General features: G+C 69.9%; 24 protein-coding genes and 1 pseudogene. 16 read left to right on the forward strand and 9 right to left on the reverse strand.

Going from position 1 to position 23,139, the window contains the following annotated elements; all coding sequences use genetic code 11:
- Positions 1 to 242 precede the first annotated feature (242 nt).
- Both QQY66_RS26020 and QQY66_RS26025 read right to left on the reverse strand, forming a co-directional pair.
- On the reverse strand, positions 243 to 770 hold the full coding sequence (locus tag QQY66_RS26020; RefSeq protein ID WP_367666995.1) for a DUF5994 family protein: 528 nt from the start codon (positions 768 to 770) through the stop codon (positions 243 to 245).
- Between the two features lie 153 nt (positions 771 to 923).
- On the reverse strand, positions 924 to 1,175 hold the full coding sequence (locus QQY66_RS26025) for a hypothetical protein (protein WP_301982711.1): 252 nt from the start codon (positions 1,173 to 1,175) through the stop codon (positions 924 to 926).
- Positions 1,176 to 1,345: 170 nt separating this feature from the next.
- Between QQY66_RS26025 and QQY66_RS26030 the strand changes: the two genes are divergently transcribed.
- Positions 1,346 to 1,831 (forward strand): DUF5994 family protein, encoded by a 486-nt coding sequence (locus QQY66_RS26030; protein WP_301982712.1) that lies wholly within the window; start codon positions 1,346 to 1,348, stop codon positions 1,829 to 1,831.
- Positions 1,832 to 1,837: 6 nt separating this feature from the next.
- On the opposite strand, the gene QQY66_RS26035 is transcribed toward QQY66_RS26030, so the two are convergent.
- The 4 genes and pseudogenes from QQY66_RS26035 to QQY66_RS26050 all read right to left on the reverse strand — a co-directional run.
- Positions 1,838 to 2,605: a GAF and ANTAR domain-containing protein gene (locus QQY66_RS26035; protein ID WP_301982713.1), complete on the reverse strand. Its 768-nt coding sequence runs from the start codon at positions 2,603 to 2,605 to the stop codon at positions 1,838 to 1,840.
- The gene (locus QQY66_RS26040; protein WP_301982714.1) at positions 2,602 to 3,354 is read right to left on the reverse strand and encodes an ANTAR domain-containing protein; all 753 of its coding nucleotides are present in this window, start codon (positions 3,352 to 3,354) and stop codon (positions 2,602 to 2,604) included. Before QQY66_RS26040 ends, QQY66_RS26035 begins: the two co-directional genes overlap by 4 nt.
- Positions 3,355 to 3,418: 64 nt before the next feature.
- Entirely contained in the window at positions 3,419 to 3,787 is a 369-nt protein-coding gene (locus QQY66_RS26045) for an STAS domain-containing protein (protein ID WP_301982715.1), read from the reverse strand.
- 447 nt (positions 3,788 to 4,234) lie between these two features.
- A pseudogene (locus QQY66_RS26050) lies at positions 4,235 to 4,483 on the reverse strand (helix-turn-helix domain-containing protein); the annotation flags it as partial.
- Between the two features lie 1,092 nt (positions 4,484 to 5,575).
- Between QQY66_RS26050 and QQY66_RS26055 the strand changes: the two are divergent.
- Genes QQY66_RS26055 through QQY66_RS26070 form a run of 4 tightly spaced genes read left to right on the forward strand, consistent with a single transcriptional unit; the run spans position 5,576 to position 9,628 of the window.
- Positions 5,576 to 7,060 carry an asparagine synthase-related protein gene (locus QQY66_RS26055; RefSeq protein WP_301982716.1) on the forward strand — a complete coding sequence of 495 codons (1,485 nt, stop codon included), beginning with the start codon at positions 5,576 to 5,578 and terminating at the stop codon, positions 7,058 to 7,060.
- A 5-nt stretch (positions 7,061 to 7,065) separates the two neighbouring features.
- The gene (locus QQY66_RS26060) at positions 7,066 to 7,350 is read left to right on the forward strand and encodes a PqqD family protein (RefSeq protein WP_301982717.1); all 285 of its coding nucleotides are present in this window, start codon (positions 7,066 to 7,068) and stop codon (positions 7,348 to 7,350) included.
- A complete protein-coding gene (locus tag QQY66_RS26065) occupies positions 7,347 to 7,874 on the forward strand; it encodes a lasso peptide biosynthesis B2 protein (RefSeq protein WP_301982718.1) in 528 nt (175 codons plus the stop codon). Before QQY66_RS26060 ends, QQY66_RS26065 begins: the two co-directional genes overlap by 4 nt.
- The gene (locus QQY66_RS26070) at positions 7,871 to 9,628 is read left to right on the forward strand and encodes an ABC transporter ATP-binding protein (RefSeq protein WP_301982719.1); all 1,758 of its coding nucleotides are present in this window, start codon (positions 7,871 to 7,873) and stop codon (positions 9,626 to 9,628) included. The genes QQY66_RS26065 and QQY66_RS26070 overlap by 4 nt, the downstream gene beginning before the upstream one ends.
- Before the next feature lie 742 nt (positions 9,629 to 10,370).
- Here QQY66_RS26070 and QQY66_RS26075 read toward each other — a convergent pair.
- The gene (locus QQY66_RS26075) at positions 10,371 to 10,622 is read right to left on the reverse strand and encodes a hypothetical protein (RefSeq protein ID WP_301982720.1); all 252 of its coding nucleotides are present in this window, start codon (positions 10,620 to 10,622) and stop codon (positions 10,371 to 10,373) included.
- A gap of 265 nt (positions 10,623 to 10,887) precedes the next feature.
- Here QQY66_RS26075 and QQY66_RS26080 point away from each other — a divergent pair, with 265 nt between their 5' ends.
- Both QQY66_RS26080 and QQY66_RS26085 read left to right on the forward strand, forming a co-directional pair.
- Entirely contained in the window at positions 10,888 to 11,799 is a 912-nt protein-coding gene (locus QQY66_RS26080) for a 2-dehydropantoate 2-reductase (RefSeq protein WP_301982721.1), read from the forward strand.
- Entirely contained in the window at positions 11,796 to 12,992 is a 1,197-nt protein-coding gene (locus QQY66_RS26085; protein ID WP_301982722.1) for a pyridoxal phosphate-dependent aminotransferase, read from the forward strand. The genes QQY66_RS26080 and QQY66_RS26085 overlap by 4 nt, the downstream gene beginning before the upstream one ends.
- A gap of 22 nt (positions 12,993 to 13,014) precedes the next feature.
- On the opposite strand, the gene QQY66_RS26090 is transcribed toward QQY66_RS26085, so the two are convergent.
- Positions 13,015 to 13,611: a TetR/AcrR family transcriptional regulator gene (locus QQY66_RS26090; RefSeq protein WP_301982723.1), complete on the reverse strand. Its 597-nt coding sequence runs from the start codon at positions 13,609 to 13,611 to the stop codon at positions 13,015 to 13,017.
- A 147-nt stretch (positions 13,612 to 13,758) separates the two neighbouring features.
- Here QQY66_RS26090 and QQY66_RS26095 point away from each other — a divergent pair, with 147 nt between their 5' ends.
- From QQY66_RS26095 to QQY66_RS26110, 4 genes are read left to right on the forward strand one after another with little or no spacing between them, the layout of a single operon-like run.
- On the forward strand, positions 13,759 to 14,664 hold the full coding sequence (locus QQY66_RS26095; RefSeq protein WP_301982724.1) for an NAD(P)-dependent oxidoreductase: 906 nt from the start codon (positions 13,759 to 13,761) through the stop codon (positions 14,662 to 14,664).
- Positions 14,661 to 15,053, forward strand: coding sequence for an enoyl-CoA hydratase/isomerase family protein (locus QQY66_RS26100; RefSeq protein ID WP_301982725.1), 393 nt, complete (start codon positions 14,661 to 14,663; stop codon positions 15,051 to 15,053). The genes QQY66_RS26095 and QQY66_RS26100 overlap by 4 nt, the downstream gene beginning before the upstream one ends.
- A complete protein-coding gene (locus QQY66_RS26105; protein ID WP_301982726.1) occupies positions 15,005 to 15,439 on the forward strand; it encodes an enoyl-CoA hydratase/isomerase family protein in 435 nt (144 codons plus the stop codon). Before QQY66_RS26100 ends, QQY66_RS26105 begins: the two co-directional genes overlap by 49 nt.
- Positions 15,440 to 15,475: 36 nt before the next feature.
- Positions 15,476 to 16,483 carry an MBL fold metallo-hydrolase gene (locus tag QQY66_RS26110; RefSeq protein ID WP_301982727.1) on the forward strand — a complete coding sequence of 336 codons (1,008 nt, stop codon included), beginning with the start codon at positions 15,476 to 15,478 and terminating at the stop codon, positions 16,481 to 16,483.
- Positions 16,484 to 16,768: 285 nt separating this feature from the next.
- Here the strand turns inward: QQY66_RS26110 and QQY66_RS26115 are convergent, their stop codons facing one another.
- On the reverse strand, positions 16,769 to 17,800 hold the full coding sequence (locus QQY66_RS26115; RefSeq protein ID WP_301982728.1) for a LacI family DNA-binding transcriptional regulator: 1,032 nt from the start codon (positions 17,798 to 17,800) through the stop codon (positions 16,769 to 16,771).
- Positions 17,801 to 18,061: 261 nt separating this feature from the next.
- Between QQY66_RS26115 and QQY66_RS26120 the strand changes: the two genes are divergently transcribed.
- The 5 genes from QQY66_RS26120 (at position 18,062) to iolC (ending at position 23,137) form a co-directional block, all read left to right on the forward strand.
- On the forward strand, positions 18,062 to 19,093 hold the full coding sequence (locus QQY66_RS26120; RefSeq protein ID WP_301982729.1) for a substrate-binding domain-containing protein: 1,032 nt from the start codon (positions 18,062 to 18,064) through the stop codon (positions 19,091 to 19,093).
- A complete protein-coding gene (locus QQY66_RS26125; RefSeq protein WP_301982730.1) occupies positions 19,093 to 20,172 on the forward strand; it encodes an ABC transporter permease in 1,080 nt (359 codons plus the stop codon). Before QQY66_RS26120 ends, QQY66_RS26125 begins: the two co-directional genes overlap by 1 nt.
- A gap of 5 nt (positions 20,173 to 20,177) precedes the next feature.
- Positions 20,178 to 21,092, forward strand: a complete 915-nt coding sequence (locus QQY66_RS26130; protein WP_301982731.1) for an ATP-binding cassette domain-containing protein — start codon at positions 20,178 to 20,180, stop codon at positions 21,090 to 21,092.
- A 48-nt stretch (positions 21,093 to 21,140) separates the two neighbouring features.
- Entirely contained in the window at positions 21,141 to 21,998 is an 858-nt protein-coding gene (locus QQY66_RS26135; RefSeq protein WP_301982732.1) for a sugar phosphate isomerase/epimerase, read from the forward strand.
- 158 nt (positions 21,999 to 22,156) lie between these two features.
- Positions 22,157 to 23,137, forward strand: coding sequence for a 5-dehydro-2-deoxygluconokinase (iolC, locus tag QQY66_RS26140; RefSeq protein ID WP_301982733.1), 981 nt, complete (start codon positions 22,157 to 22,159; stop codon positions 23,135 to 23,137).
- The last annotated feature ends 2 nt before the right edge of the window (positions 23,138 to 23,139 follow it).

Here is a 23,139-nt window from a genome sequence, read left to right on the forward strand (position 1 = left end):
CATCGTCTGCGCCTGGTGCCTGATGGTCTGTGAAACGGTCATGGCCGGCCTCACTGTTGTCCGGTGGATGGGGTTCCCGCAGGGTCTGAGCGAGACGGGTGGGCGGAATGCTTCGCCGTGGGTTCCGGAAGTGGCATGGCTCTGCACCGTCCTGCCGGTCAACGTCCGGCGGCGGTCCGTGTCAACGCGGTGGCCACGCGATCCGGGCCGCCTCGTTACAGCTGCGGCGGCGACGCGGACGGTCACATCGCCGCCGCCAGTCGGCCGGGCCGTCCGGTGCCCGCGTCGCACGACCAGGAGGTGCCGTCGGCCTGCTCCGCCGTCATGAGGGCGGTCGCGGTCAACTGCGGGCCGGTGCTCGCGCTCGCAGCGGCCATCAGCCGGGCGGCCGAGGGGGCACTGGTCTCCGGGGGAATCACCAGGAGGTCCCAGCGGCCCGCCGTGTAGGACAGCAGCAGGATCTTGTGCGGATCCAGCTCCGAGGTGAACCAACCGACCTTCACCACATGGCCGTTGACGAAGATCTTGTGTGGGATGATAGGCCAGTAGCGGGGGTTGACGGCGATCCGGGTGATCCGTCCCCACAGCGGGTCCAGTACGTCGGCCAGCGCGGGGAGTTCATCCGTCAGGTCCCGTGAGCGGGGCCACCAGGCACCGTCCAGCTCAACCCGTCCCGGGGAGGGGCTCACGGGTTTGAGGGCGAGGCGTGCGGTCGTCGCCCTGAAGGGCACGGCGCGCAGCGCCGGATGCTCGGTGATCGCGGACATCATGCGAACCCGTCCCCGGACCTCTGCGCGTGGGCAGTTGTCCGGTGTCGTTGCTCACCAGGAACGACACCGGGATCGGGGCCGGTGCGCGAAGTGCTCCCGATGACTTCACGCTACTCCCTGAAGAGCCCGAACGGACCGCTCCCGGAGATCGCCTCACTTCCGGCGGTCGTCCTTGCCCGAGGAGCGGCTGGACTCCAGCCAGGACCGCGCCGGTTCTGCCGCGCGCGTGGTGTCCACGGTGAGCCGGAGGAGCGTCCCTCCCTCGGTGTCCGCGGGGTAGCTGCGCTGTTCTGTGGCGGCGAAGCAGCGGCGGAGAACCTCCGCGACCCGGCGGGCGTCCTCGGGTGAGGCGGCGACGATGCGTACGTCGGCGTGTCCGTCCGAGGGTGTTTCCTTGGGCTGCATGACGACTTGCTGTTCCCCTTGAGGATGGATGGGCGGACCGGATATTTCACTCTACGCCGGCGTGACCCGAGGGCTCCGCGTGTGGCCAGCGAGCTTTCCGGCTGCTGTGGGCCGAAGAGTACATTGAAACGAGGAAGTCACTCCGTATCTCTCGCAGACAGGCGAGTGTCATGTCCGACTCCGGCTCCCCGCGGGTGACCAGGCTCTTGCCGGACGCCGTCCACAAGGTGGTGAAGCCCGGGACGGCTGTGGTACGGCTGGAGACCACGCACGACCGCCGGGGCGTTCTCGACGGGGCGTGGTGGCCGCGATCCCGTGACATCGCATCCGAGCTTCCCGCCCTGATCTCCGCACTGACCGAGTACCTCGGGCCGGTCACGCGAGTGGGCCTGGACGTCGGAGCCTGGGACGCGCTGCCGACTCGACTGCTCGTCGACGACCGCGTCGTCCATATCGACTCCTTCCCTGTCGGCGACGACACCGTTCTCGTCACCCGGGGCGATCAGGACCACTTCTCCCTCCTCGTGGTCCCACCGCACGCGACGCCAGAGGCGGCACGCGCCGCGATGGCCGAGGCCGTCCGCTCCGACAACGTCACGCAAGCCGAACAGATCCTCATCGACACCGGGACCGGCCGGGCGGCGCCGGGGGTGTGACGGCGGTCAGCCGCGGTCGTCGCTGGTCCGGTCCGGGGCCGGCGGCGGGATGGCGGCGGTGTCGAAGGCGCCCGAGATGATCCGTGTGGCCAGGTCCGACAGGCGCAGGTGACGGGCGCGGGCGTACGACCGGAACGCGGCGAAGGCGTCGTCGACGGAGGTGTTCCAGCGCTCCGCCAGGACCCCCTTGACCTGCTCGATCAGGACGCGACTGGTCAGCGCGGTCTCCAACTGGCTGTTCTCGACGTGCGACTGCTCCAGTGTGCGCTGCTGCAGGATCGCGATCGTGGCCACGTCGGCGAGTGCTTGGGCAAGCACTATGTCGTCGTCGCCGAGGCGGTGCGGTGTGGCCTGGAAGAGGTTGAGAGCGCCGACGACCCGGCTGCGCAGGCGCAGCGGGATGGCGTGCGTGCTCACATACCCCGTCTCGCGAGCGCGTGCGGCGAAGCGCGGCCAGCCGGCGGTGACTTCCGCCCGCGCCAGGCTGATGTTGGTCCGGGCGGTGCCGGTGCGGTAGCACTCCACGCACGGGCCCTGGTCGTGCTGGAGCGCGAACAGCTCCAGCAGGCGGGTGTGCTCGTCCGAGGCGGCGATGATCTGCAGTTCGCCCTGCGAGTCCGCGAGCAGGATTCCGGCCGCCGACACGTCGAGCAGTTCTACGCAGCGCGTGGACAGCCGCTGGAGCAGGTCGATGACGTCGAAGTCCTCGACGAGGGAGTCCGCGACCTCCACGAAGATCTCGGCCAGACGTCGTTCGCGGGCCATGCTGATCATCCCTTCCCATCGTCGGGCGAATACGGCCCGCTTACATCGTTGTTGAAGTCGTCGTCGAAGCGCAGTCTGCGGGCGACGACGTCCGCGGCAATCTCGCCGAGGGGGCGCTCGCTGCTGTACGCGTGGGCGCGCAGGCGCAGCAGGGCCTCCTCCATGGACACGTCCAGCTGGGCGCTGGTCATTCCCGTGGCCTGGTGCACGACCGCGCGGCGCAGCACCGAGGGAGGTTCCAGGGCCATGCCGAGCCTGGGAACGCCCCCGTCCCCGTCGCGTCGGTCGCCGTTCAGAAACGCGCCGGTCAGCGCGGCCGCCAGTGCGGTGGCGTCCTCGTACTGCTGCTCGCTCAGCCGCCGCCTGCCGTCGCACAGCAGGGTCAGTACGCCGATCCGGATGGCTCCGATGCCCAGCGGGAAGCAGCACACACCGTGCACGCCCAGCTCGCGCGCGGCCGGCAGTAGCGCGGGCCACCGCTCGGTGCGCACCCGGTCCAGGTCCGGCTCGACGACGGGTGAGCCGACACGGACCGCGTCCGGCCCCGGGCCCTCGCCCAGCGTGAACTGGAGCTCCTCGAACCGCGCGCTCAGCTCGGGATGGCACCACAGCGGCTCGGCCGACCGCTTGGCACCGACCAGCAGCGACAGCGTGACCCCCTCGGCGCCCAACGCCCGGGCACACGCCTGCGCCGGGTCGTCGGCGGCCTCGCCCCGGTGCAGCGACCGCAGGACCTCGGCCATGCCGTCGCTGATCACCGTTCTCCGCTCCCTGGTGGCCGGGGCACTTCGGGGTGAGACGCAGTACGACCTGCGCCGTACATTACGAGGCCGGGTCTGCCGCCGCGCGCTCTGCGGGTATGCCGTTCCAGGCGTCCTGGGCGCTCGCGTACCGCGGGAAACGCTCCCGCAGACCGCCGGCCAGGAACACCAGACTTGCGCCTGGCCCGTTGTGCACGACCCGCACCCATCCGAGCCGCTCATGACAGTCCTCCCACGCCGCGCACAGCGGGTCCAGGACGCTGCCGTCCATGAAGGTCACGCCGAGCAGGTCGACTATGAGGAACAGCCGCCCGCTGCCGTGCCGGGCGTCCTCCAGATCACGCGCGAAGGCCGGCGCGGTCGTCACGTCCAACTCGCCGCCGGCCGTGACCACACGCAACTCGTTGAACAGGTCGGGATGCGGGCTCATGCGCCCCATCTCCTCTGTCGGTGGAGTGGCTTTCGCCTTGCGCAGGGCCTCTGTTGCGCGGAACTGGACAGCACGGAGAGGGCCGGGGGCACGGGCGGGCCGTATGACGAGCGTACTGCCGCGAGGGGACCGGTCGGTCGCCCTTTCTCCAGGTATCCACGAGGGTGGTCGAAAGTGTCGTCCCTGGTCGGTTCCTGACGGGATCGAGGGCGAAGGTGCAAGAGAGTCGTGCGGGCCCAGGTCGGCGCCCGGGAGCCGGCTCAGGGGCCCGACCCGCGATGCGGATCAGGCCATTGCCGAGTAGCCGGGAGGGATCTCAGTAGCGGCGCGCGGGGCGTCCCGGATGGGGTGATGCTTTCGACGCGAGCGGTGATCCAGCCGTGCTCGGTGAGCCGGTCGAGGATGGGATAGACAGTGCAGGGCCGGGACCTGCGTCATGACAGATCTTCAACCCCCAGGCGCGTTCGGTTCCGTGGGGGTGCCGCCGGGCAGGGCGTAGAGGTTGGGGCGGCCAGGGGTGAGGGTGTGTTCCCGAGCGATCCACGCGCACCAGTCGGAAGCCCATGCGGCGGCGGCGCGGGGCGCCCATGGAGCCCGGTAGGTGCGCCACTTCTCGTCGGCGGCGTGCAAGGCGTGCTCGCCGAGTCGGTCGAGGTGGCCGTGGTGCTGCAGCCAGGCGCGGGTGTCGTCGTCGATCAGTCCCGTGGGCCCTGAATTCGCGGCCTGAGGCCCCGGAATGGGCACTGCGCCTCGACTTAGGGCACGCAGAGCGCACGCCACCCTCAAATTGGACTAGACAACAAACAAACCCCAGGCCATCGACCTGGGGTTTCATCATGGAGCGGGTGACGAGAATCGAACTCGCGCTCTCAGCTTGGGAAGCGACGGCGCTCCAGCGGCGACATGGACGGTGACCTGCGGGGATTCATCGCACCGGCATCGTCGCCCGGGCCCGGTCGCACCGCTGTTGACCGTGGTGGTCCGCTCTTATGGGCATGCTGTGGGCACGGCTTCGACGTGCGGCGGGCAGAGTGCCGGGGTGAACGGGCTCTGTGCTTGGCTCGGCCGGTTCGCATGTCCGACTCGGGGAGCGCTTCGCCAGTGCACAGCCCTCCGGTGAAGCGTTCGCCCGTCCGGTTGGGGTCAGCCCCTGCAGCTCGGCCGTGGCGGCCACCACGAGGTCGACCGCCCCCCGCCGATAGAGCACGCTGTGGGTACGGGGTGTCTCTCGTCTCGCTCCGCGCGCTCAATAGGCAAGTATTCAAGGTGCCTTTTCCCGGACGGTGGTGATTGCATGGTCAACCTCATTTTGTCATCCCGTGGCCCGTTCTTTCGTGATATCCGGAGTGGACCGTATTAGATTATTCATGGAGGGAAGAAGGTGAGAGACCATGCTGAAGTACACCGCTCCGACCGTCATCTGCCTAGGGCGGATCGAGGAACTGACCGGGCAGCTCCGCCGCGGCGTTCCTGACCTCCTCGGTCACGGCAACATTGTGTGACCAGCAACGCCCCGGCCCCTCACCTGCTGGTGCAACTGTCGGTCGGGGAGGGGCCGTCACATCTGACCAGCACCTAGCAGGGGACTTCGTGGGGTGCTCGGGGCGTGTCGTACTCGGCACCCCTGGAACCCCTGAGCGCATTCCGCCCGGGGAGTATTTTTCGCTTCAATGGTTGAGTGCTGGATCTCCCGGGATCCCGCCACAACCCGATAACGGAACTCGGGTTCTTTTCTCCGGACCCCTGATATTCCGTCCATCCCTGGAATTCGTCCAGCGAATTGCTGACGTGACGGCCGGTGCACAATACCGTGCCCTCGCCGCCATACTCAGGACGCTCCCGGCGGAACTCTCCGGGTGCGTTGTCACACCGGAGCGGGTCGTTGTCTTCCGCGGGCTCTCCAGCCCCGACCAGATCTTCCACCGCAGGACCGGAACGTGCGTCTCCTGGTCCTCCGACCCGAGAGACCTGCTCGGCGGACGCCTGCCGGACTTCGACCGGGAGAGCCTCTGGCGGAGCTGCCGAGGCGAGGACGTCTTCCTGTATCCGGGGCTCGGGCTGCTGCGACCCGGGCAGTTCACCGCCCTTGGCCCCCGCTCCACCCAGACCGAGACCTACGAGCGTGCCACGCCCCTGGAACTGCCGCGCCGCACCACCCTGCGCGAGTACGCCCGCCTCACCTACGACCTGCTGCTGGAGGAAACCCGCCCCTGCGCCGGCGGCCGGATCGGCATCCTGCTCTCCGGCGGCGTCGACTCGGCCACCGTCCTGGCGGCGCTCGCCGAGCACGGCGCCGACGTCACCGCGTACCACATGGGCACGGACGACCCGTCCGCCGACGAGTCCTCGTACGCGCGCCAGGTGTGCCGGCACCTGGCCGTCCCCCTGGTGACCGTCCCGCGCGCCACCGACGACGACTACTTCTCCACCACGTGCGACTTCCCGCACCCCTTCAACCACGTCTGGCCGCGCTCCCTGGAGCGCGTCGCCGACCGGATCGCGGCGGACGGCGTGCGGGTGGTGCTGTCGGGCCTGGAGGGGGACACGCTCTTCGGTCCCCTGCGGTACGGGCTGCACGACATCCTCGCGGGTGACATACCGCTGTACGAGAAGTGGCGGATGCTGCGTGGACTGCTCGGCACCCGCTGGGAGCTGAGCCGCATTCTGCGCAGTGCCCGGCCCTCGTACTCCCTGTACGCCGACCCCGAGGCGCTCGCCGAGGTCGAACTCGGCAGCGACTTCCTCGTCCCGGTGCCCGACGCGGCCCCCGAACCGTACGACCTGGACTTCGCACCCCAGGAACACACCCTGAACCTCGCCCTGTGGCGCCCGCGCGGCATCCACCTCGCCAAACCCCTCGGCGGCCGACCGCTGCGCCGCCTCGCGGCCAGGCTGCCCGACGTCTACCGCCTGATCCCCCACGCGGGGCGCACCATCGACAAGCCCGTCCTGCGGCTCGCCGCCGCGCACCGGCTGCCCCCCGACATCTGGCGCCACTACGGGCGGACCTGGCTCGGCTCGCCCGACGAGACCTGGTGCCTGCGCCACCCGGAGGCGCTCGCCCGGATCCTCGGCGCCCCCGACGCCCGGCTGACCGAGCTGGGCGTCGTCGACCCGCGGCGCCTCGACGAGGTGCTCACGGACCCGGGGGCGCTGCGCCGCAACGCCGAGAATTTGCTCTGTTCCGCCATGGTCGAGCTCTTCCTGCGCGACCTCGAAGCACGACTGGGCCGCCGCCCCCGTATGCCGACGGCGGCGGACGACCGGAGGTGACCGCCATGCCGCTGCTCCGGCTCACCGAACAGACCGCCTTCGATCCCGCCGACGGCACCGGCGTGCTGCTCGACGGCGCGGAGGGCGCCTACTACGAGCTGAACCCCGTAGCCACCCTCATGCTGCAAGCCGCGCTCCGGTACGACACCACAGAGGAGGCCGTACGACATCTCGGTGAGCGCATCGATGCCACCGACGCCATGCTCCGCGACGGCCTCGCCACGCTCACCGGCCGGCTCACCGAGAACCACCTCGCCGAGCCCGGCACCGATTCCACCGCGGCGCCATGAACGCCCCCACCGCCGACTGGGAGTTCCTGCTCCACGACCCCGGACCCCCGCCACCCCACCCGCCCCGGCGGGCACGGCTGCTCGCCGCCGCCCGCACCGTCCGCGCCGCGCGCCTGCTCCGGCGGCGCGGCTGGCCGGACGCCCAGCGGTATCTGCGCACCCTGCGGCCCGCGATCCAGGCCCGGTGGGAGCCGGCGGAGGCGGTCCGGCTCGCCCGCCGCGAGGTGCTGCCCTGTCTCACCTGGCTGCGGCTGGCCGACCCCGACGCGCTGTGCCTGCCCCGCTCCTACGCGCTCGTCACCTACCTCACCACGCTCGGACTGCCGGCCGAGGTCGTCGTGGCCCGGCAGCGCTCGTCGATCGGCGGACGCTTCGCCTTCCATGCCTGGGCGGAGTTGTACGACGAAGTGCTGGGCGACATCCAGGGACTCAAGGCCGGCTTCGCAGAGCTGCAGCGCGTCGGTTCCGAGGAGGTACCGAGAGTGGAGGCGGGGGGTCCGGGTGTCCGGGGGAGCACCCGATGAGGCGCACGGGCCCGCAGGAGGTCCGGCGCGTCCTGCGCGGCCAGGGCCGCAGCATCTCCCTGGCCGCGGCGCTGGCCGTGGCCGGGTCCGCGTTCGCCCTGGCCCAGCCCCTGGTGGTCAAACGGGTCATCGAGGCGGCGAGTGCGGGCACCGCGACGGGCGGTGCCATCGGCCTGCTGGTCGTGCTCTTCCTCGCGCAGGCCGTCGTACAGGCGGTGGCCCGATACGTGCTCACCCGCACCGGAGAAGGAGTCGTACTGGGCCTGCGCCTCGACCTCATCGCCCACCTGCTCCGGCTGCCCATGCGCACGTACGACCGCCGGCGCACCGGCGACCTCATCGCCAGGACTGCCGCCGACAGCACCGCGCTGCGGCTGCTGGTCTCCGAGGGTTTCACGGACGCGGTCACCGGCAGCGTCGGGCTCGTCGGCGTCGTGGTCCTGATGGTGTGGCTCGACTGGGTGCTGTTCCTGATCGTGCTGGCCGTGATCGCACTCGGCTCGGTGGCGGTGACGTCGGTGCTGCGCGGGATCGAGCGGGCCTCGCTCCACGCACAGCAGGCCACCGGGGCGATGACCGCCGAACTGGAACGAGCGCTGAGCGCCATCCGTACCGTGCGCGCCAGCCGCGCCGAGGAACGCGAGACCCTGCGGATAGGGGCCCGGGCCCGGTCGGCGTACGGCCAGAGCGTGCGGGTCGGCGCCCTGGACGCGGTGGTGGCCCCGGCGATCACCCTCACCATCAACGGGTCGTTCCTGCTGGTGCTGCTGATCGGCGGCATTCGGGTCGCCGGCCGGGACGGCTCGGTCGCCGACCTCGCCGCGTTCCTCCTCTACATGCTCTATCTGATGTCCCCGGTCGCCGCGGTCTTCCAAGCGCTGAGCACCATGCGGCAGGGCCTGGGCGCGCTGCGACGCATCAGCGAGGTGCTCGACCTGCCGGGTGAAACGGGACCCGAACCCGAGCGCCGGCCCGCGACGCCGGCACACGATGCCCCCGTGGTCCCCGCAGTTCCCGTACTGGAATTCCAGGACGTCCGGTTCCACTACGAGCCGGGCCGCCCGGTGCTCCGAGGAGTCTCCTTCACAGTTCCGCGACGCGGCCACGTCGCCCTGATCGGCAGCTCCGGCGCCGGCAAGTCCACCGTCTTCGCGCTGGCGGAGCGCTTCTACGACCCTGACGCGGGCCGCGTCCTGTTCGAGGGCCGGGACATCCGCACCCTGAGCCCGGCCGAACACCGCGCACGGATCGGCCTCGTGGAGCAGCACGCGCCGGTGCTGTACGGCACACTGCGCGAGAACCTGCTGTACGCTGCCCCCGGCGCGGACCTCGCAGAACTGGACCGGGTGATAGAGCTGGCCCAGCTCTCCGAAGTGGTCGCCCGGTCGCCGTACGGACTGCACACGCCAGCCGGGGAACACGGCATGGCCCTGTCCGGCGGCGAGCGCCAGCGCGTCGCCCTCGCCCGCGCACTGCTCACCCGGCCGGCCCTGCTGCTCCTCGACGAGCCGACGGCCCACCTCGACGCGCTCAACGAGGCCGCCCTGCGCCGCTCGATCCGACGCATCACCCACGAGTGCGCCCTGCTGGTCATCGCCCACCGGTACTCGACGATCCGCGCCGCCGACCTCGTCGTGGTCCTGGACGGCGGCCGGGTCGTCGCCACCGGCACCCACAGCGAACTGCTACGCAGCAGCGAGCACTACCGCTTCCTGGCACGCGCCCAGGAGACGGGGGACATCCTCCCCGGATAGGGGCCGTGCGGTGCGCCCGGCCGGGTCAGGCTCCCTGCACGAACCTGGTCAGCGCCGCCACGTCCACCTGCGGATGGCTGATCTGAGGGATGTGCCCGGCTTCCTCGATCGTCTGTTGCTCTGCCTGCGGCATGCCCTGCAGTCGGCCACATTCCTATAGCGAAGCCCTGGCTGTCACAAGGGACTTGGGCAACAAACAAACCCCAGGCCACTGACCTGCGGTCTCTCTCTGGAGCGGGTGACGAGAATCGAACTCGCGCTCTCAGCTTGGGAAGCGACGGCGCTCAGCGGGACGCATGGCCGCTGACCTGCGGGGATGTCGGTGCGGCGGGTGGATGGAGCGGACTGACTGCACCGCTGTTGACCGTGGCTGTCCGTCCTTACGGGCACGGATTGGGCACGAGCCTGCAACGGGGCGTTCGTCGGCGTTGTCATTTCCGTGGCAAGCGCCGTTGGGCGCATGTCCGTTGAAGGGCTCGGTGAAACGAGTTGCGGGTGCAGTCATGTCAGGGCTGGGGCGGTTGTGCTGTCCCGGCCCCGCCGAGGTTCATCGCGCGACGGGTCTCCGGTGATGAGGGTGACTGTCCTGGCCGCCCTCGTTTCCGGACCCCCGGGTGCTGCTGCGCCGACAATGCAAGGTCGACGTCTCGCGCTACCGGCGCCCAACAGGGTGACCGCGACGGTCACCACGCCTGCGAGGGCGGAGAGTCCCCCACCTGACCGACCTGGGCAAGGCAAACTCCTATCCGGAGTGGGCCAGCATCGTCTGGTAGTCGGCCTTGGTGACGAAGTTCTGCGCGGGGTAGTCCTGGAGCAGGTTCGCCAGGCCGGTGAGGATCTGGCTGGTCTGGTACGGCCAGCTCGGACCGTTCCAGTGGCAGCAGTTGGCGTCGTCGCGGTTCTGCTCGGCTGGTATCGCCTCGTAGTTGAAGTACGGGTTTGCCGTGATCCGGCTGATCTCGGCGAAGTTCGTGCCCTTGGCGAACTTCCGCAATATTTTCCCTGTGAGGCACGCCAGAGCGACGTTTCTTGCTCTTGAGGGCCGTTTCGGGGGTCAAGACGACAACACTTTCCATGGCCTGGCGCATAAACTTTGCCCCCATCAGGGTTGCAGCGGGAGAGAGCCGCTGATGAGTTCCCGACCTGCTCCCGCTGATCCCGGCGATCCCGGTGATCCGGGACCCTTTCCGTCACCGGACGGTGATTCCCGTCTGCTGCCTGCACAAGCGCTCCCTGACCGCCACCCCCAGGAAGACGTCATGAACCAACTCGCGAGCACGGGACCCGTAGCGGTCATCGGTGCGGGTGCGATTGGCCTCTCTTTGGCCTCCGCGCTGGCCCGCACCGGCCGACCGATCACGGTCTGCGGCGGACGCACGCCCATCGACCACATCGAGATCACCGAGGACGGCGTACCGCAAAGCCGGCCCGTCCGGCACGTCACCGACCCGGCCGCCATCGCGGAGCACACCACCGCGGTCGTCGCCGTGAAGGCCCACCACACGCCGACGGCCGCGGACTGGCTGCGTGCGCTCGCGCGCCCCGAGGTGACGGTGCTCGTCGCGCAGAACGGCGTCGAACACCGCGAGCGTGTCCTCCCGTACGTCGGCCCGGCTCGGATCGTTCCGAGCGTCGTGTACCTCAACGTCGAGCGCACGCAACCAGGTCACGCGATCCTCAGGCGGGTGGGCACGCACGACGTCGCCGTGCCCGACGACGCGGACGGTGTCGCCCTCGCAGCGGAGCTGAACGCCGGCGGGATACGCACCTCCACCGAGGCCGACTTCACGACTGTCGCATGGGCCAAGCTGCTCACCAACATCACCGCGAACCCGCTCACCGCCCTCACCGGCCGTCGCGCCGAGGTCATGCGCGATCCCGAGATCGAGCGCATCGGCCGGCGCATCATGGCCGAGGCCGTCGAAGTCGGCCGGGCCGACGGCGCGGTGCTCACGGACGAGCACATCGACCGCGCGATGCACTGGCTCCAGCACGTCCCCGAGGGCAGCACCACTTCGATGCGGGAAGACCGGCTCGCCGGCCGCCCGCTCGAACACGACGCCCTCACCGGTGCCGTGGCGCGCGCCGCCGAACGGCACGGCATCGACGTTCCGGCCAACCGGTTCGTCCTGGCCCTTCTGTCCGCCATCGAGCCGGAGGTCACGGCATGAGCAACACCATGAGCCACATACGGATCTCGCAACGCGCCCAGGCCGTCGCCCCGTTCTACGCCATGGAGTTCGGCAGGCAGGCCGCCGCCCTGGAGGCCCAAGGGCATCACGTCGTCAAACTCAGCATCGGCGAACCGGACTTCGGCGCGCCCCCGGCCGTACGGAACGCGATGCGCGAGGCCATGGACGGACGGCCCATGCCCTACACCGCGGCCCTCGGACTACCCGCGCTACGACAGGCGATCGCACGCTTCTACGACGATCAACACGGCGTGGAGATCGACCCGGCACGGGTCGTCGTGACGGCAGGGGCCTCGGCCGCGCTGGTGCTGGCCACCGCCGCGCTCGTCGATCCCGGCGACGAGGTGCTCATCGCAGACCCCTCCTACCCCTGCAACCGGCAGATCGCCGAGAGCTTCGGCGCCCAGGTCACACTCGTCCCCACCACCGCCGAAACCCGATTCCAGCTGGATGCTCGATCGGTTCGCTCACACTGGACGAACCGCACCCGCGGGATCATGATCGCCACCCCCTCGAACCCGACGGGCACCTCGGTCCCGGCCGACGAACTCGCGGCGATCTGCGACCTTGCACGCGAGCGCGACGCGTGGCGCATCGTCGACGAGATCTACCTCAACCTCGGCGACCACGACGCCCAAGACCGGCCTCCGCGCAGCGCGCTGTCGTACGACCCCGACGCCGTCGTCATCAACAGCTTCTCGAAGTACTTCGGCATGACCGGCTGGCGCCTGGGCTGGTGCATCGTGCCGGAGACGCTCGTACCGGCGATGGAACGCCTGGCGCAGAACTACTTCCTGTGCGCGCCCGCTCCCGCCCAGCACGCCGCCCTGTCCTGCTTCACCGCCGACTCCCTCGCCGTCTGCGAGGCCCGCCGCGCCGAGTTCGCCGAGCGGCGCGCGCTGGTCCTCGACGGCCTGGCACGCATCGGATTGCCGGTCCCCGTACCGCCCGACGGCGCCTTCTACATCTACTTCGACGTCAGCGGCACCGGACTCACCTCGTGGCAGTTCTGCGAACGGGCGCTCCAGGAGGCCCACGTCGCCCTTACCCCGGGTAGGGACTTCGGCATCCACACGGCGGACAGCCACGTACGGCTGTCGTACGCGGCGTCGGCCGACGAGCTCCGCGAGGGCATCGCCCGGCTCGGGAAGTTCATGGCCACGCTTCAGTAGGACGACCGGTCAGCCGTCCTATTCACCATTCACCACTCACCGCCGCGTCGAGGAGGGGAGTGAGTTCCCGGGCCACGGTCGTCAGCGGGCGTACGTCCCGCTCGGCCCGGGACATGAGGATCGCCCCCTCCAGGGCGCTGATCATGAGTGTGGCCAGCCCACCGGCCCGCTCCTCGGGCACCCCCATGTCCGCCAGGGCCCCGGCCACCGGTCCGGTCCAGGCGGCGAACGCGGCGGCCGCGGCCTCCCGCGTGGACGCGGTGGACTCCGCGCAGTCCACCGTGGCGGCGGCCACGGGACAGCCGCCCGCGAAGCCGGCGCTCTGGTACTCGTCGGTCCACTGGCGCACCATTTCGGCGAACAGCCCGCTGGGCGTCGGCTCGGGCAGCGCGGCCAGGAAGCGGGCGACACGGTTGCCCGCGTACCGGCCCGCCCAGCCCACAGCCTCGTTGACCAGCTGCTCCTTGCCGCCTGGAAAGTAGTGCTGGAGCGAACCGCGCGGCGCGTCGGCGTGGGCCGCCACCTCCCGCATACCGGTGGAGGCGACCCCGTCTCGCCGGATCAGCTGGGCCGCGCTGAAGACCATCCGCTCGCGCGGCCCCCGTTCGACCACCGCCATTTTCGACCTCCACCGACCATGTCCCGGCTGTTCCGGAACCCACCCTATGACCACCGTCATAGAGCCGGCTACTATGACCGCTGTCATAGTCAGTGGTGATGGCGGCGACGGCTCGCTCTCCGCGTGAACCGGAAAAGGCGGTGCATCGTGTACGTCGGTTTCGTCGGCCTCGGAGTCATGGGGCAGCCCATGGCCCTCAACCTCGCCCGTGCCGGGACGCCGCTGGTCGTGTGGAACCGCACCCCCGGCCGGTGCGAACCCCTGCGCGCCGCCGGGGCCGAGGTCGCGGCGAGCGCCGCCGAGGTCTTCGACCGGACCGAGACCGTGATCCTCATGCTGGCCGACGAGGCCGCGATCGACGTGGTCCTGAGGCGCGGCACCCGGGACTTCGCCGCACGCGTCACCGGGCACACCGTCGTTCACATGGGTACGACTTCAGCCGAGTACTCGGGCAACCTGCAGGACGACATCCGGGCTGCGGGCGGGCGCTATGTCGAGTCCCCAGTCTCCGGATCCCGCGTCCCGGCCGAGCAGGGCGAGCTGGTGGGCATGCTGGCTGGTGACGACGATGCCGTGGAAGCCGTACGGCCCTTGCTGGCCCCCATGTGCCGAGAGACGTTCGACTGCGGCGCGGTGCCGGGCGCGCTGCTGATGAAGTTCTCGGTGAACCTGTTCCTGATCACGATGGTGACCGGGCTGACCGAGGCGTTCCACTTCGCCGACCGGCACGGACTGGACCAGCGCCTGCTCCGGGACGTCCTGGACGCGGGCCCCATGGCCAGCGCCGTCTCCCGCGTCAAGGGGTCCAAGCTGCTGACCCGCGACTTCACCGTCCAGGCAGCCGCCGCGGACGTCCTCAAGAACAACCGCCTGATCGCGGAGGCCGCCCGCAAGGCCGACCTGGCCTCCCCGCTCCTCGACGTCTGCCACACCCTCTACGGCGAGACCGTCGAACAGGGCCACGGCGGCGAGGACATGGTGGCCGTTCTGCGCGCCCTGGAGGCCCGGGCCGACGGCACTCCCGTACCCGTCCGTCTGGAGGAACGAGCATGAGTTGGACGATCGAGCGGCGCGGCCGCGTCGCCGTCGTGACCATGACGACCAACCCGGTCAACGCGCAGAACCGTGCCTTCTTCGCCGACCTGCACGACGCCTTCGACCGGCTCGAACGCGACCACGCCGACTCCCCAGTCGTCCTGACCGGCACCGGCTCCCGCTTCTCCGCCGGCCTCGACCTGGGCGAGCACTTCCCGCTCATCGCGGGCGACCCGGAGGCCGTCGCGTCCTGGTTCCAGGACTACCGGGCCACGAACATGCGGCTGTTCACCTACCCCCGCCCGACCGTCGCCGCGGTCAACGGACACGCCTTCGCCGGAGGACTGATACCGCCGCCGTGTGTGACTACCGCGTCGCCGTCGCCGCGGGGGCACGCTTCGGCCTGAACGAGGTGCCGATCGGCATCCCGATGCCCGCGGTGTACGTCCGGATGCTCGCCCACGCCTGGGGCGAACCGGTCGCATCCCGCGTATGCCTGCTCGGGGAGATCTTCACCCCGGCCCAGGCCCACACCCTGGGCATGGTGCACGAGCTGGGGCCGGCCGAGGAACTGCTGGACCGGGCCGTCGCCGTCGCCGAACAGACGCCCGAGGACTGCATCGAGCAGTACGCGTTCACCAAGCGGGCCTGCCAGGCCGCCACCCTGCGCGACATCGCCGAACTCGCCGACCCGCTGGACAAGGAGCTTCCCGCCGGCATGACGAGCGACCAGGCCCGGCACGCCCACCGGCGTTACTGGCAGCAGCTCAAGGGCCGCCCCGCGGAGTGGTGAGCCCGTCAACTGCCTGCGTCGACAAGGATGTTGTTCATGGATGATGGCGGCAAGCAGCTCCCGGCCTGGGTGATCTGGCAGAGCAGGCCCTTTCCCGACGCCAACCTGCTCCTGCTGCACGGGCGTCAACCGGCCCTGGTGGACAGCGGTTTCGTCGGCCATGCGCAGGAGACCGCCGCATGGGCCCGCGCGCACACGGGGCGCGTCGCACTCGTGGTGAACACCCACTGGCATTCCGACCACGTCGGGGGCAACGGGCTGCTGCAGTCCATGGGCGCCGGCATCGCGGCAAGCGCACCGGACGCCCAGGCCGTTGCCCGCCGCGACCCGGGCTGCTGCCTGGCGGAGTACCTCGACCAACCGGTCAGCCCCTACACCGTCGACGAACCACTCCATGACGAGCAGGTCCTCCGACTCGGCGACGCCGACTGGACGGTCGTACACACACCTGGGCACACCCCCGGCCATCTGTCGTTGTGGCAGCCCGAGGAGCGGCTGCTGGTGGTCGGCGACGCCCTGTCGGACTACGACGTCGGATGGGTCAACCTCGCCCTCGACGGCCCCGACGCCGCCACCACCGCACTCGCCTCCCTGCACCAACTGGCCGACCTCCGACCCCGCTTGCTGCTGCCCGCCCACGGGCCGCTTCCCGCCGACCCCAGCGCCGCGTTCGCCGCCGCGATCCGCCGCGCCCAGCGCCTCGTCGACGATCCGGCCGGTGCGGTCTGGTACGGCGCACGCCGGATCTTCGCCTTCGCCCTGATGATCCGTGACGGCATTCCTGCGGACACGGTCGAGCCCTACCTGCACGCCCGGGCCTGGCTGACGGACGCGGCGCGGCTCCTGGGCAGGACATCGGAGGCGCTCGCCGCCGAACTGGTCGACACGATGCTGCGCAGCGGCGCCATCGTTCTACGCGACGGGCGACTGTACGCGAGCTCCGCGCACACGCCAGTCGCGGCGGCAACCCTGCGAGTGCCGTTCCCCCGTGACTGGCCTGCGACAGCACCGACGGGAACGGAAGCAGCCGCGGAACCGACGTGAGGCCCGTCGGTTCCGCGAACCACTACTGGAAGGTGTGCTCCGACCCTGGGAACTCTCCTGCGGCCACGTCCGCCGCATAGTCCCGGGCAGCCGCGAGCAGGACGCCGTGCACGGCTTGGGCCACCGACACGCACACCGGAGCCGAAACGGCCTTCGCCGGGAGTGCCTGATCGTTTGTGTGCCGGCCGTCGACTTCGCCGCCGGGGACGCGACTACCTGGCTCCCACGGGCAGCGAGGCGCCGCGGCTGTGGGTGCCGGCCACTGGGTTCGACGCAGACAGCAGGTCAGGCGGACTCGATGGTGCTTCCCCGTACCACGAGGCGTGGCGGGAGAACGACCTCCCTTGGTTCGGTGCGGTCCTGGTCGAGGCGTTCGACGGCGGCGGCCACCGCATGCCGCGCCTGCTCCCGCGCGTTCTGGCTCACGGTGGTCAGGTTGAAACAGCTGAGCCGGGAGAGGGTGTCGTCGTCGTAGCCGGCCACGGACACCTCGCCCGGTACGGCGACGCCGGCCCGGGACAGGGCGGTCAGCACGCCGATGGCGCACTGGTCGTTGAAGGCGACCACGGCGGTGGGCAGGTCGCCGGAGTCGAGGAGGTGGCGGGCGGCTCGTTCGCCGGCCGCCTCGGTGTTGTCTCCGTGCAGGATGCGGATGTGCGCGTCCAGGCCGTGGCGGCGCATGGCGGTGCGGTACCCGCGGCGCCGGTCCGTGGCGATCACCCCCTTGCCGCCGTCCACGTAGGCGATCGACCGGTGACCGAGTCCGGCCAGGTGGTCGACTATCTGGCCGACTCCGTCGTCGTCCGCGGTGCGGACGACGTCCAGCCCGGCGTCGGGGATCCGGCGGCCGACGGCGATGACGGGAGCCTTGCCGTCGAGCGCGGCGAGCGTGTCCGCGGGGGCGGTCGGGCCGAGGAGGATCAGGGCCTCGCTGCGGAAGGCGAGCAGTGTCTCGACAGCGGTGTGCTCGTCGCGGGTGCGGGTCTGGGTGCTGAGGACGAGGTCGTAGCCGACCTCCTCGGCGGCCGTGTGCAGGTGCTCGACCAGTTCGGCGTGGAAGGGGCTGTGGATGTCGACCATGACGCCGAGCAGCCGGGTGCGCCTGCTGGCGAGCATGCTGGCGGTGCGGTCCACCTGGTAGCCGAGGTCGGCGGCCGCCTTCAGGACCCGCTGCCGGGTGCGCTCGCTGGGGCCGGGAACACCGCGCAGCACCAGGGACACGGACGCGGTGGACAGGCCCACGCGGGCAGCCACGTCCTCCAGCCGGGGACGCTTGTTGGCGCCGTTCCGGTGACCTGCGGCCCCGACCTCACTCACGTGTGCCTCCCTGCGGCAAATCTCCTCGCGCAACACCCTTGACACGCTCACGAAACGAGCCGATAGTACCAGGACTTAAAGCGCTTTAATTTGTCCTGTTGTTCCAACCAAGTTGGTTCGAGCGAGTCATCCCGTCATCACCCCGAGGGAGGCATCGCACCCACCGCCCGGCCCACCCACGGCCGTCGGCATCCCTCCCCCACTTCCTCCCCCCTCTGCCTGTCCTGCCTCCCCTCCGTCGCACAGTGAGGTGCACCGACGATGAACAGCACATTCCGCCCCCGCCCCCATTCCCGCTCCCGCAGACTCGCCCCCGCTGTGGCCGTGGCCGCCGCGGCCACGCTGGTCCTCGCCGGCTGTTCCAGCAGCTCCGGTGGAAAGAAGGCGGAGGACGCCGACAGCGGCGTGTCCGCGGGCAGGGCCACCACGCCCCGTATGACGATCGCGATGGTCGCCCACGCGCCCGCCGGCGACACCTTCTGGGACACCATCCGCAAGGGTGCCGAGGTCGCCGCGGCCAAGGACAACGTCAAGCTGATCTACTCCAGCGACGATGCCGCTGCCGATCAGGCGGCCCTGGTGCAGAACGCGATCGACCAGAAGGTCGACGGCATCGCCGTCACCCTCGCCAAGCCGGACGCCATGAAGGACGTCGTCGCCAAGGCCGTCAAGGCCGGCATCCCGGTCGTCGGCTTCAACGCGGGCATGCCCGACTGGCAGAAGCAGGGCCTGCTGTCCTTCTTCGGCCAGGACGAGGCCGTCTCCGGCGAGGCGCTGGGCACCAAGCTCAACTCCACCGGCGCCAAGCACGCCCTGTGCGTGGTCCAGGTCCAGGGCGCGGTCAACCTGGAGCAGCGCTGCGCCGGCGTGGAGAAAGGCTTCAAGGGAAAGACCGACAAGCTCTACGTCAACGGCGCCGACATGCCGTCGGTGAAGTCCACGATCACCGCCAAGCTCAAGCAGGACTCCTCCATCGGCCAGGTCGTGACGCTCGCCGCCCCGATCGCGCTGACCGCCGCGCAGTCGGTGGACGAGACGGGCAGCAAGGCGAAGATCGCCACCTTCGACCTGAACAAGGAGCTCATCGCGGCCATCAAGGACGGCTCCATCGAGTTCGCCGTCGACCAGCAGCCCTACCTCCAGGGCTACCTCGCCGTCGACTCCCTGTGGCTCTACAAGAACAACGGCAACTACAGCGGCGGCGGTGAGGCGCCGATCCTGACCGGTCCGGCCTTCGTGGACAAGTCCAACGTCGACGCCATCGGCACGTTCGCCGCGAAGGGCACCCGGTGATGAGCATGGCCCAACAGGCTGCGCCGGCGGTGACCACACCGCCGGCCTCCGGCCCCGGCAAGGAGACCGACGGGCGGACCCAGCAGCGGCCTCTGGCGCTTCGGCTGCTCGCCCGTCCCGAGATCGGTGTCTTCCTCGGCGCCGTCGCGGTGTTCGTGTTCTTCCTGGTCGCGGCGCCCCCGGTACGGGACGGCAGCTCGATGGCCAACGTCCTCTACCAGTCCTCGACCATCGGGATCATGGCCCTGCCGGTCGCGCTGCTGATGATCGGCGGCGAGTTCGACCTGTCGGCCGGTGTCGCGGTGATCACCTCGGCCCTGACCGCCAGCATGACGGCCTACCAACTGAGCATGAACGTGTGGGTCGGCGTGATCGTCGCCCTCGCGGTGTCGCTGGCGGTGGGGCTGTTCAACGGCTGGATGCTGGTCAAGACCGGTCTGCCGAGCTTCCTGATCACGCTGGGGAGCTTCCTGATCCTCCAGGGTGTGAACCTCGCGGTGACCAAGCTGGTCACCGGGAACGTCGCCACCGACGACATCAGCACCATGGACGGCTTCGACCAGGCCAAGGCCCTGTTCGCCTCCTCCTTCGACGTCGGCGGGGTCAACGTCAAGATCACGGTGGTGTGGTGGCTGGTCTTCGCGGCCATCGCCACCTGGGTGCTGCTCCGCACCAAGTACGGCAACTGGATCTTCGCGGTCGGCGGCAACCAGCAGTCCGCCCGCGCGGTGGGCGTACCGGTGACCTTCACCAAGATCTCCCTGTTCATGCTGGTCGGCTTCGGCGCCTGGTTCGTCGGCATGCACCAGCTGTTCGCCTTCAACACCGTCCAGTCGGGTGAGGGCGTGGGCCAGGAGCTGATCTACATCGCCGCAGCGGTGATCGGCGGCTGTCTGCTCACCGGCGGCTCCGGTTCGGCGATCGGCCCGGTCTTCGGCGCCTTCATGTTCGGCATGGTCCAGCAGGGCATCGTCTACGCCGGCTGGAACCCGGACTGGTTCAAGGCATTCCTCGGCGTGATGCTCCTCGGCGCCACCCTCATCAATCTGTGGGTCAGCCGCACGGCGGCCCGGAGGTGACCCCCATGACGACCACCCAAGGAACCGGCACCCACGGCGCCGTCCTCCAGGACACCGCACGGAACGACGGCAGCGCCGTCGTCGAACTGCGCAACGCCGGCAAGTCCTACGGCAACATCCGCGCCCTGCACGGTGTTAGCCTCGCCGTGCACCCGGGCCAGGTGACCTGCGTGCTCGGCGACAACGGCGCCGGCAAGTCGACCCTCATCAAGATCATCTCGGGGCTGCACCAGCACACCGAGGGCCAGTTCCTCGTCGACGGCGAGCCGGTACGCTTCTCCACCCCGCGCGAGGCCCTCGACAAGGGCATCGCCACCGTCTACCAGGACCTCGCCGTGGTCCCGCTGATGCCGGTCTGGCGGAACTTCTTCCTCGGCTCCGAGATGACCAAGGGCCCCTGGCCCGTCCGCCGCCTCGACATCGAGCGGATGAAGAAGACGGCCGACGAAGAGCTGCGCAACATGGGCATCATCCTCGATGACCTCGAGCAGCCCATCGGCACGCTCTCCGGCGGCCAGCGCCAGTGCGTGGCGATCGCCCGCGCCGTGTACTTCGGCGCCCGCGTCCTCATCCTGGACGAGCCCACCGCCGCCCTCGGCGTCAAGCAGTCCGGCGTGGTCCTGAAGTACATCGCCGCCGCCCGCGACCGCGGCCTCGGCGTCATCTTCATCACCCACAACCCCCACCACGCCTACATGGTCGGCGACCACTTCAGCGTGCTGCGCCTCGGCACCCTCGAACTCTCCGCCGAGCGCAGCCGGATCAGCCTCGAAGAGCTGACCAACCACATGGCGGGCGGCACCGAACTCGCCGCTCTCAAGCACGAGTTGAGCCAGGTGCGTGGTGTGGACGTCGAAGAGCTTCCGGAAGAGGAAGACCTCACCGCACCCGTGGCCACCGCGCCTGAAAGCTCCCGCTGACGACGGCGCACGTTCCACCCTCTCCTACTGACCCGAAGGCATTCCCCCATGAAGATCGCCCTCGACCCGTACATGATCCGCAACGTGCCATTGCTCGAACTCCCGGCTGTGGTGGCCGAGTTGGGCTATGAGTGGATCGAACTCTCGCCCCGGGAGGACTTCATCCCCTTCTTCCGGCACCCGCGCGTCGACGACGCCACGGTACGGAAGTTCCGCAAGGCCCTGGACTCGGCGGGCGTCGGCATCTCCTCGCTCCTGCCGCTGTTCCGCTGGTCCGGCCCGGACGAGGACGCCCGCCAGGCCGCCGTCCGCTACTGGAAGCGGTCCATCCAGATCTGCGCGGACCTCGGTGTGGACAGCATGATCTCCGAGTTCAACGGCCGCCCCGAGGAGTCGGACCGCAGCGAGGCGCAGTTCTGGAAGTCACTGGACGAGTTGCTGCCGGTGTTCGAGCGTGAAGGCATCAAGCTCGCGCTGGAGCCCCACCCGGACGACTTCATCGAGAACGGCTACGACGCGGTCAACCTGATCCGGGGCATCAATCACCCCAACGTCAGCTTCCTGTACTGCGCGCCGCACACGTTCCACATCGGCAACGACGCCCCCGGGATCATCGAGTACGCGGGCGACCTGCTCGCCCACGTCCACCTCGCGGACGCCTTCGACCACACCGCGTCGTCCGGCAACCGGTACATCCTCAACCCGCCCGGCACGCCGGCGCGGATCCACCAGCACCTGGACATCGGTCAGGGCGAGGTCGACTTCGACGAGCTCTTCCGCGAGCTGCGCGCGAACGGCTTCGACGGCACCCTCACTGCCTGCGTCTTCGCCTGGGAGGAGCGGGCCAAGGAGTCGTCCCTCTTCATGCGCGAGAAGATCGCCGAGTACCTGGCGCGCTGGTCCTGAGAGGTGCGTCGGCGACTGGCGGCATCTCGTCGTAACAACCTATTGACATGACATTTGAGCTGGGGGCATCGTTCTCTGTGGGACGCTTTTAAAGCGCTTTAAGTCCCCAGTCCCCACTCCACCACCCGGAGTCTCCGGAGCGAAGGGAAACCAGCGTTATGCCGTTCGAAGTGCTGACCATCGGCCGTGTGGGCGTGGATGTGTATCCGCTCCAGACGGGCGTGGGACTGGCGGATGTCACCTCGTTCGGCAAGTACCTCGGTGGCAGCCCCACCAACGTTGCCGTCGCCGCCGCCCGCTACGGGCATTCCGCAGCCGTGATCACCAAGACGGGCCGGGACCCGTTCGGCGGCTTCGTCCGCACCGCCCTGGAGGGCTACGGAGTCGACAGCCGATTCGTAGGTACGTCGGACATTGCGCCGACGCCGGTGACGTTCTGCGAGATCTTCCCGCCGGACGACTTCCCGCTGTACTTCTACCGCCTGCCGAAGGCTCCCGATCTGGACATCCAGGCGGACGAGCTGGATCTGGGCGCGGTACGGGACGCGGCGATCTTCTGGTTCACGGGTACGGGGCTGAGCGAGGAGCCGAGCCGTTCGGCCACCCTGGCCGCCCTCGCGCATCGCGCCAAGGCGGGCGTGACGGTCTTCGACCTGGACTGGCGGCCGATGTTCTGGGCCGACCCGGCCGAGGCACGGTCCTTCTACGCCGAGGCCCTGCGCCATACGACCGTCGCGGTCGGCAATCTCGATGAATGCGAGGTCGCCACCGGTGAGCGTGAGCCGTATGCCGCGGCGAAGGCGCTGCTCGCGGCCGGTGTGGAGCTGGCCGTGGTCAAGCGGGGCCCGAAGGGCGTCCTGGCGATGGACCGGGATGGCTCGACTGCGGAGATCCCGCCGGTGCCGGTCGATGTGGTCAACGGCCTCGGCGCCGGCGACGCCTTCGGCGGGGCGCTCTGCCACGGCCTGCTGTCCGGCTGGGACACCCACCGGACCGTGTCCTTCGCCAACGCCGCCGGCGCCATCGTCGCGGGCCGCCTGTCCTGCTCCGACGCGATGCCCACTCAGGCCGAGGTGAACGCCAAGCTCCGCGAGGCATCCCTCGCCCCCGCCGAAGCCTCCACCGAACGAAAGGCGTGACG

The sequence above is a fragment of the Streptomyces sp. DG2A-72 genome (assembly GCF_030499575.1).
In the GTDB taxonomy this organism is placed as follows: Bacteria; Actinomycetota; Actinomycetes; order Streptomycetales; family Streptomycetaceae; genus Streptomyces.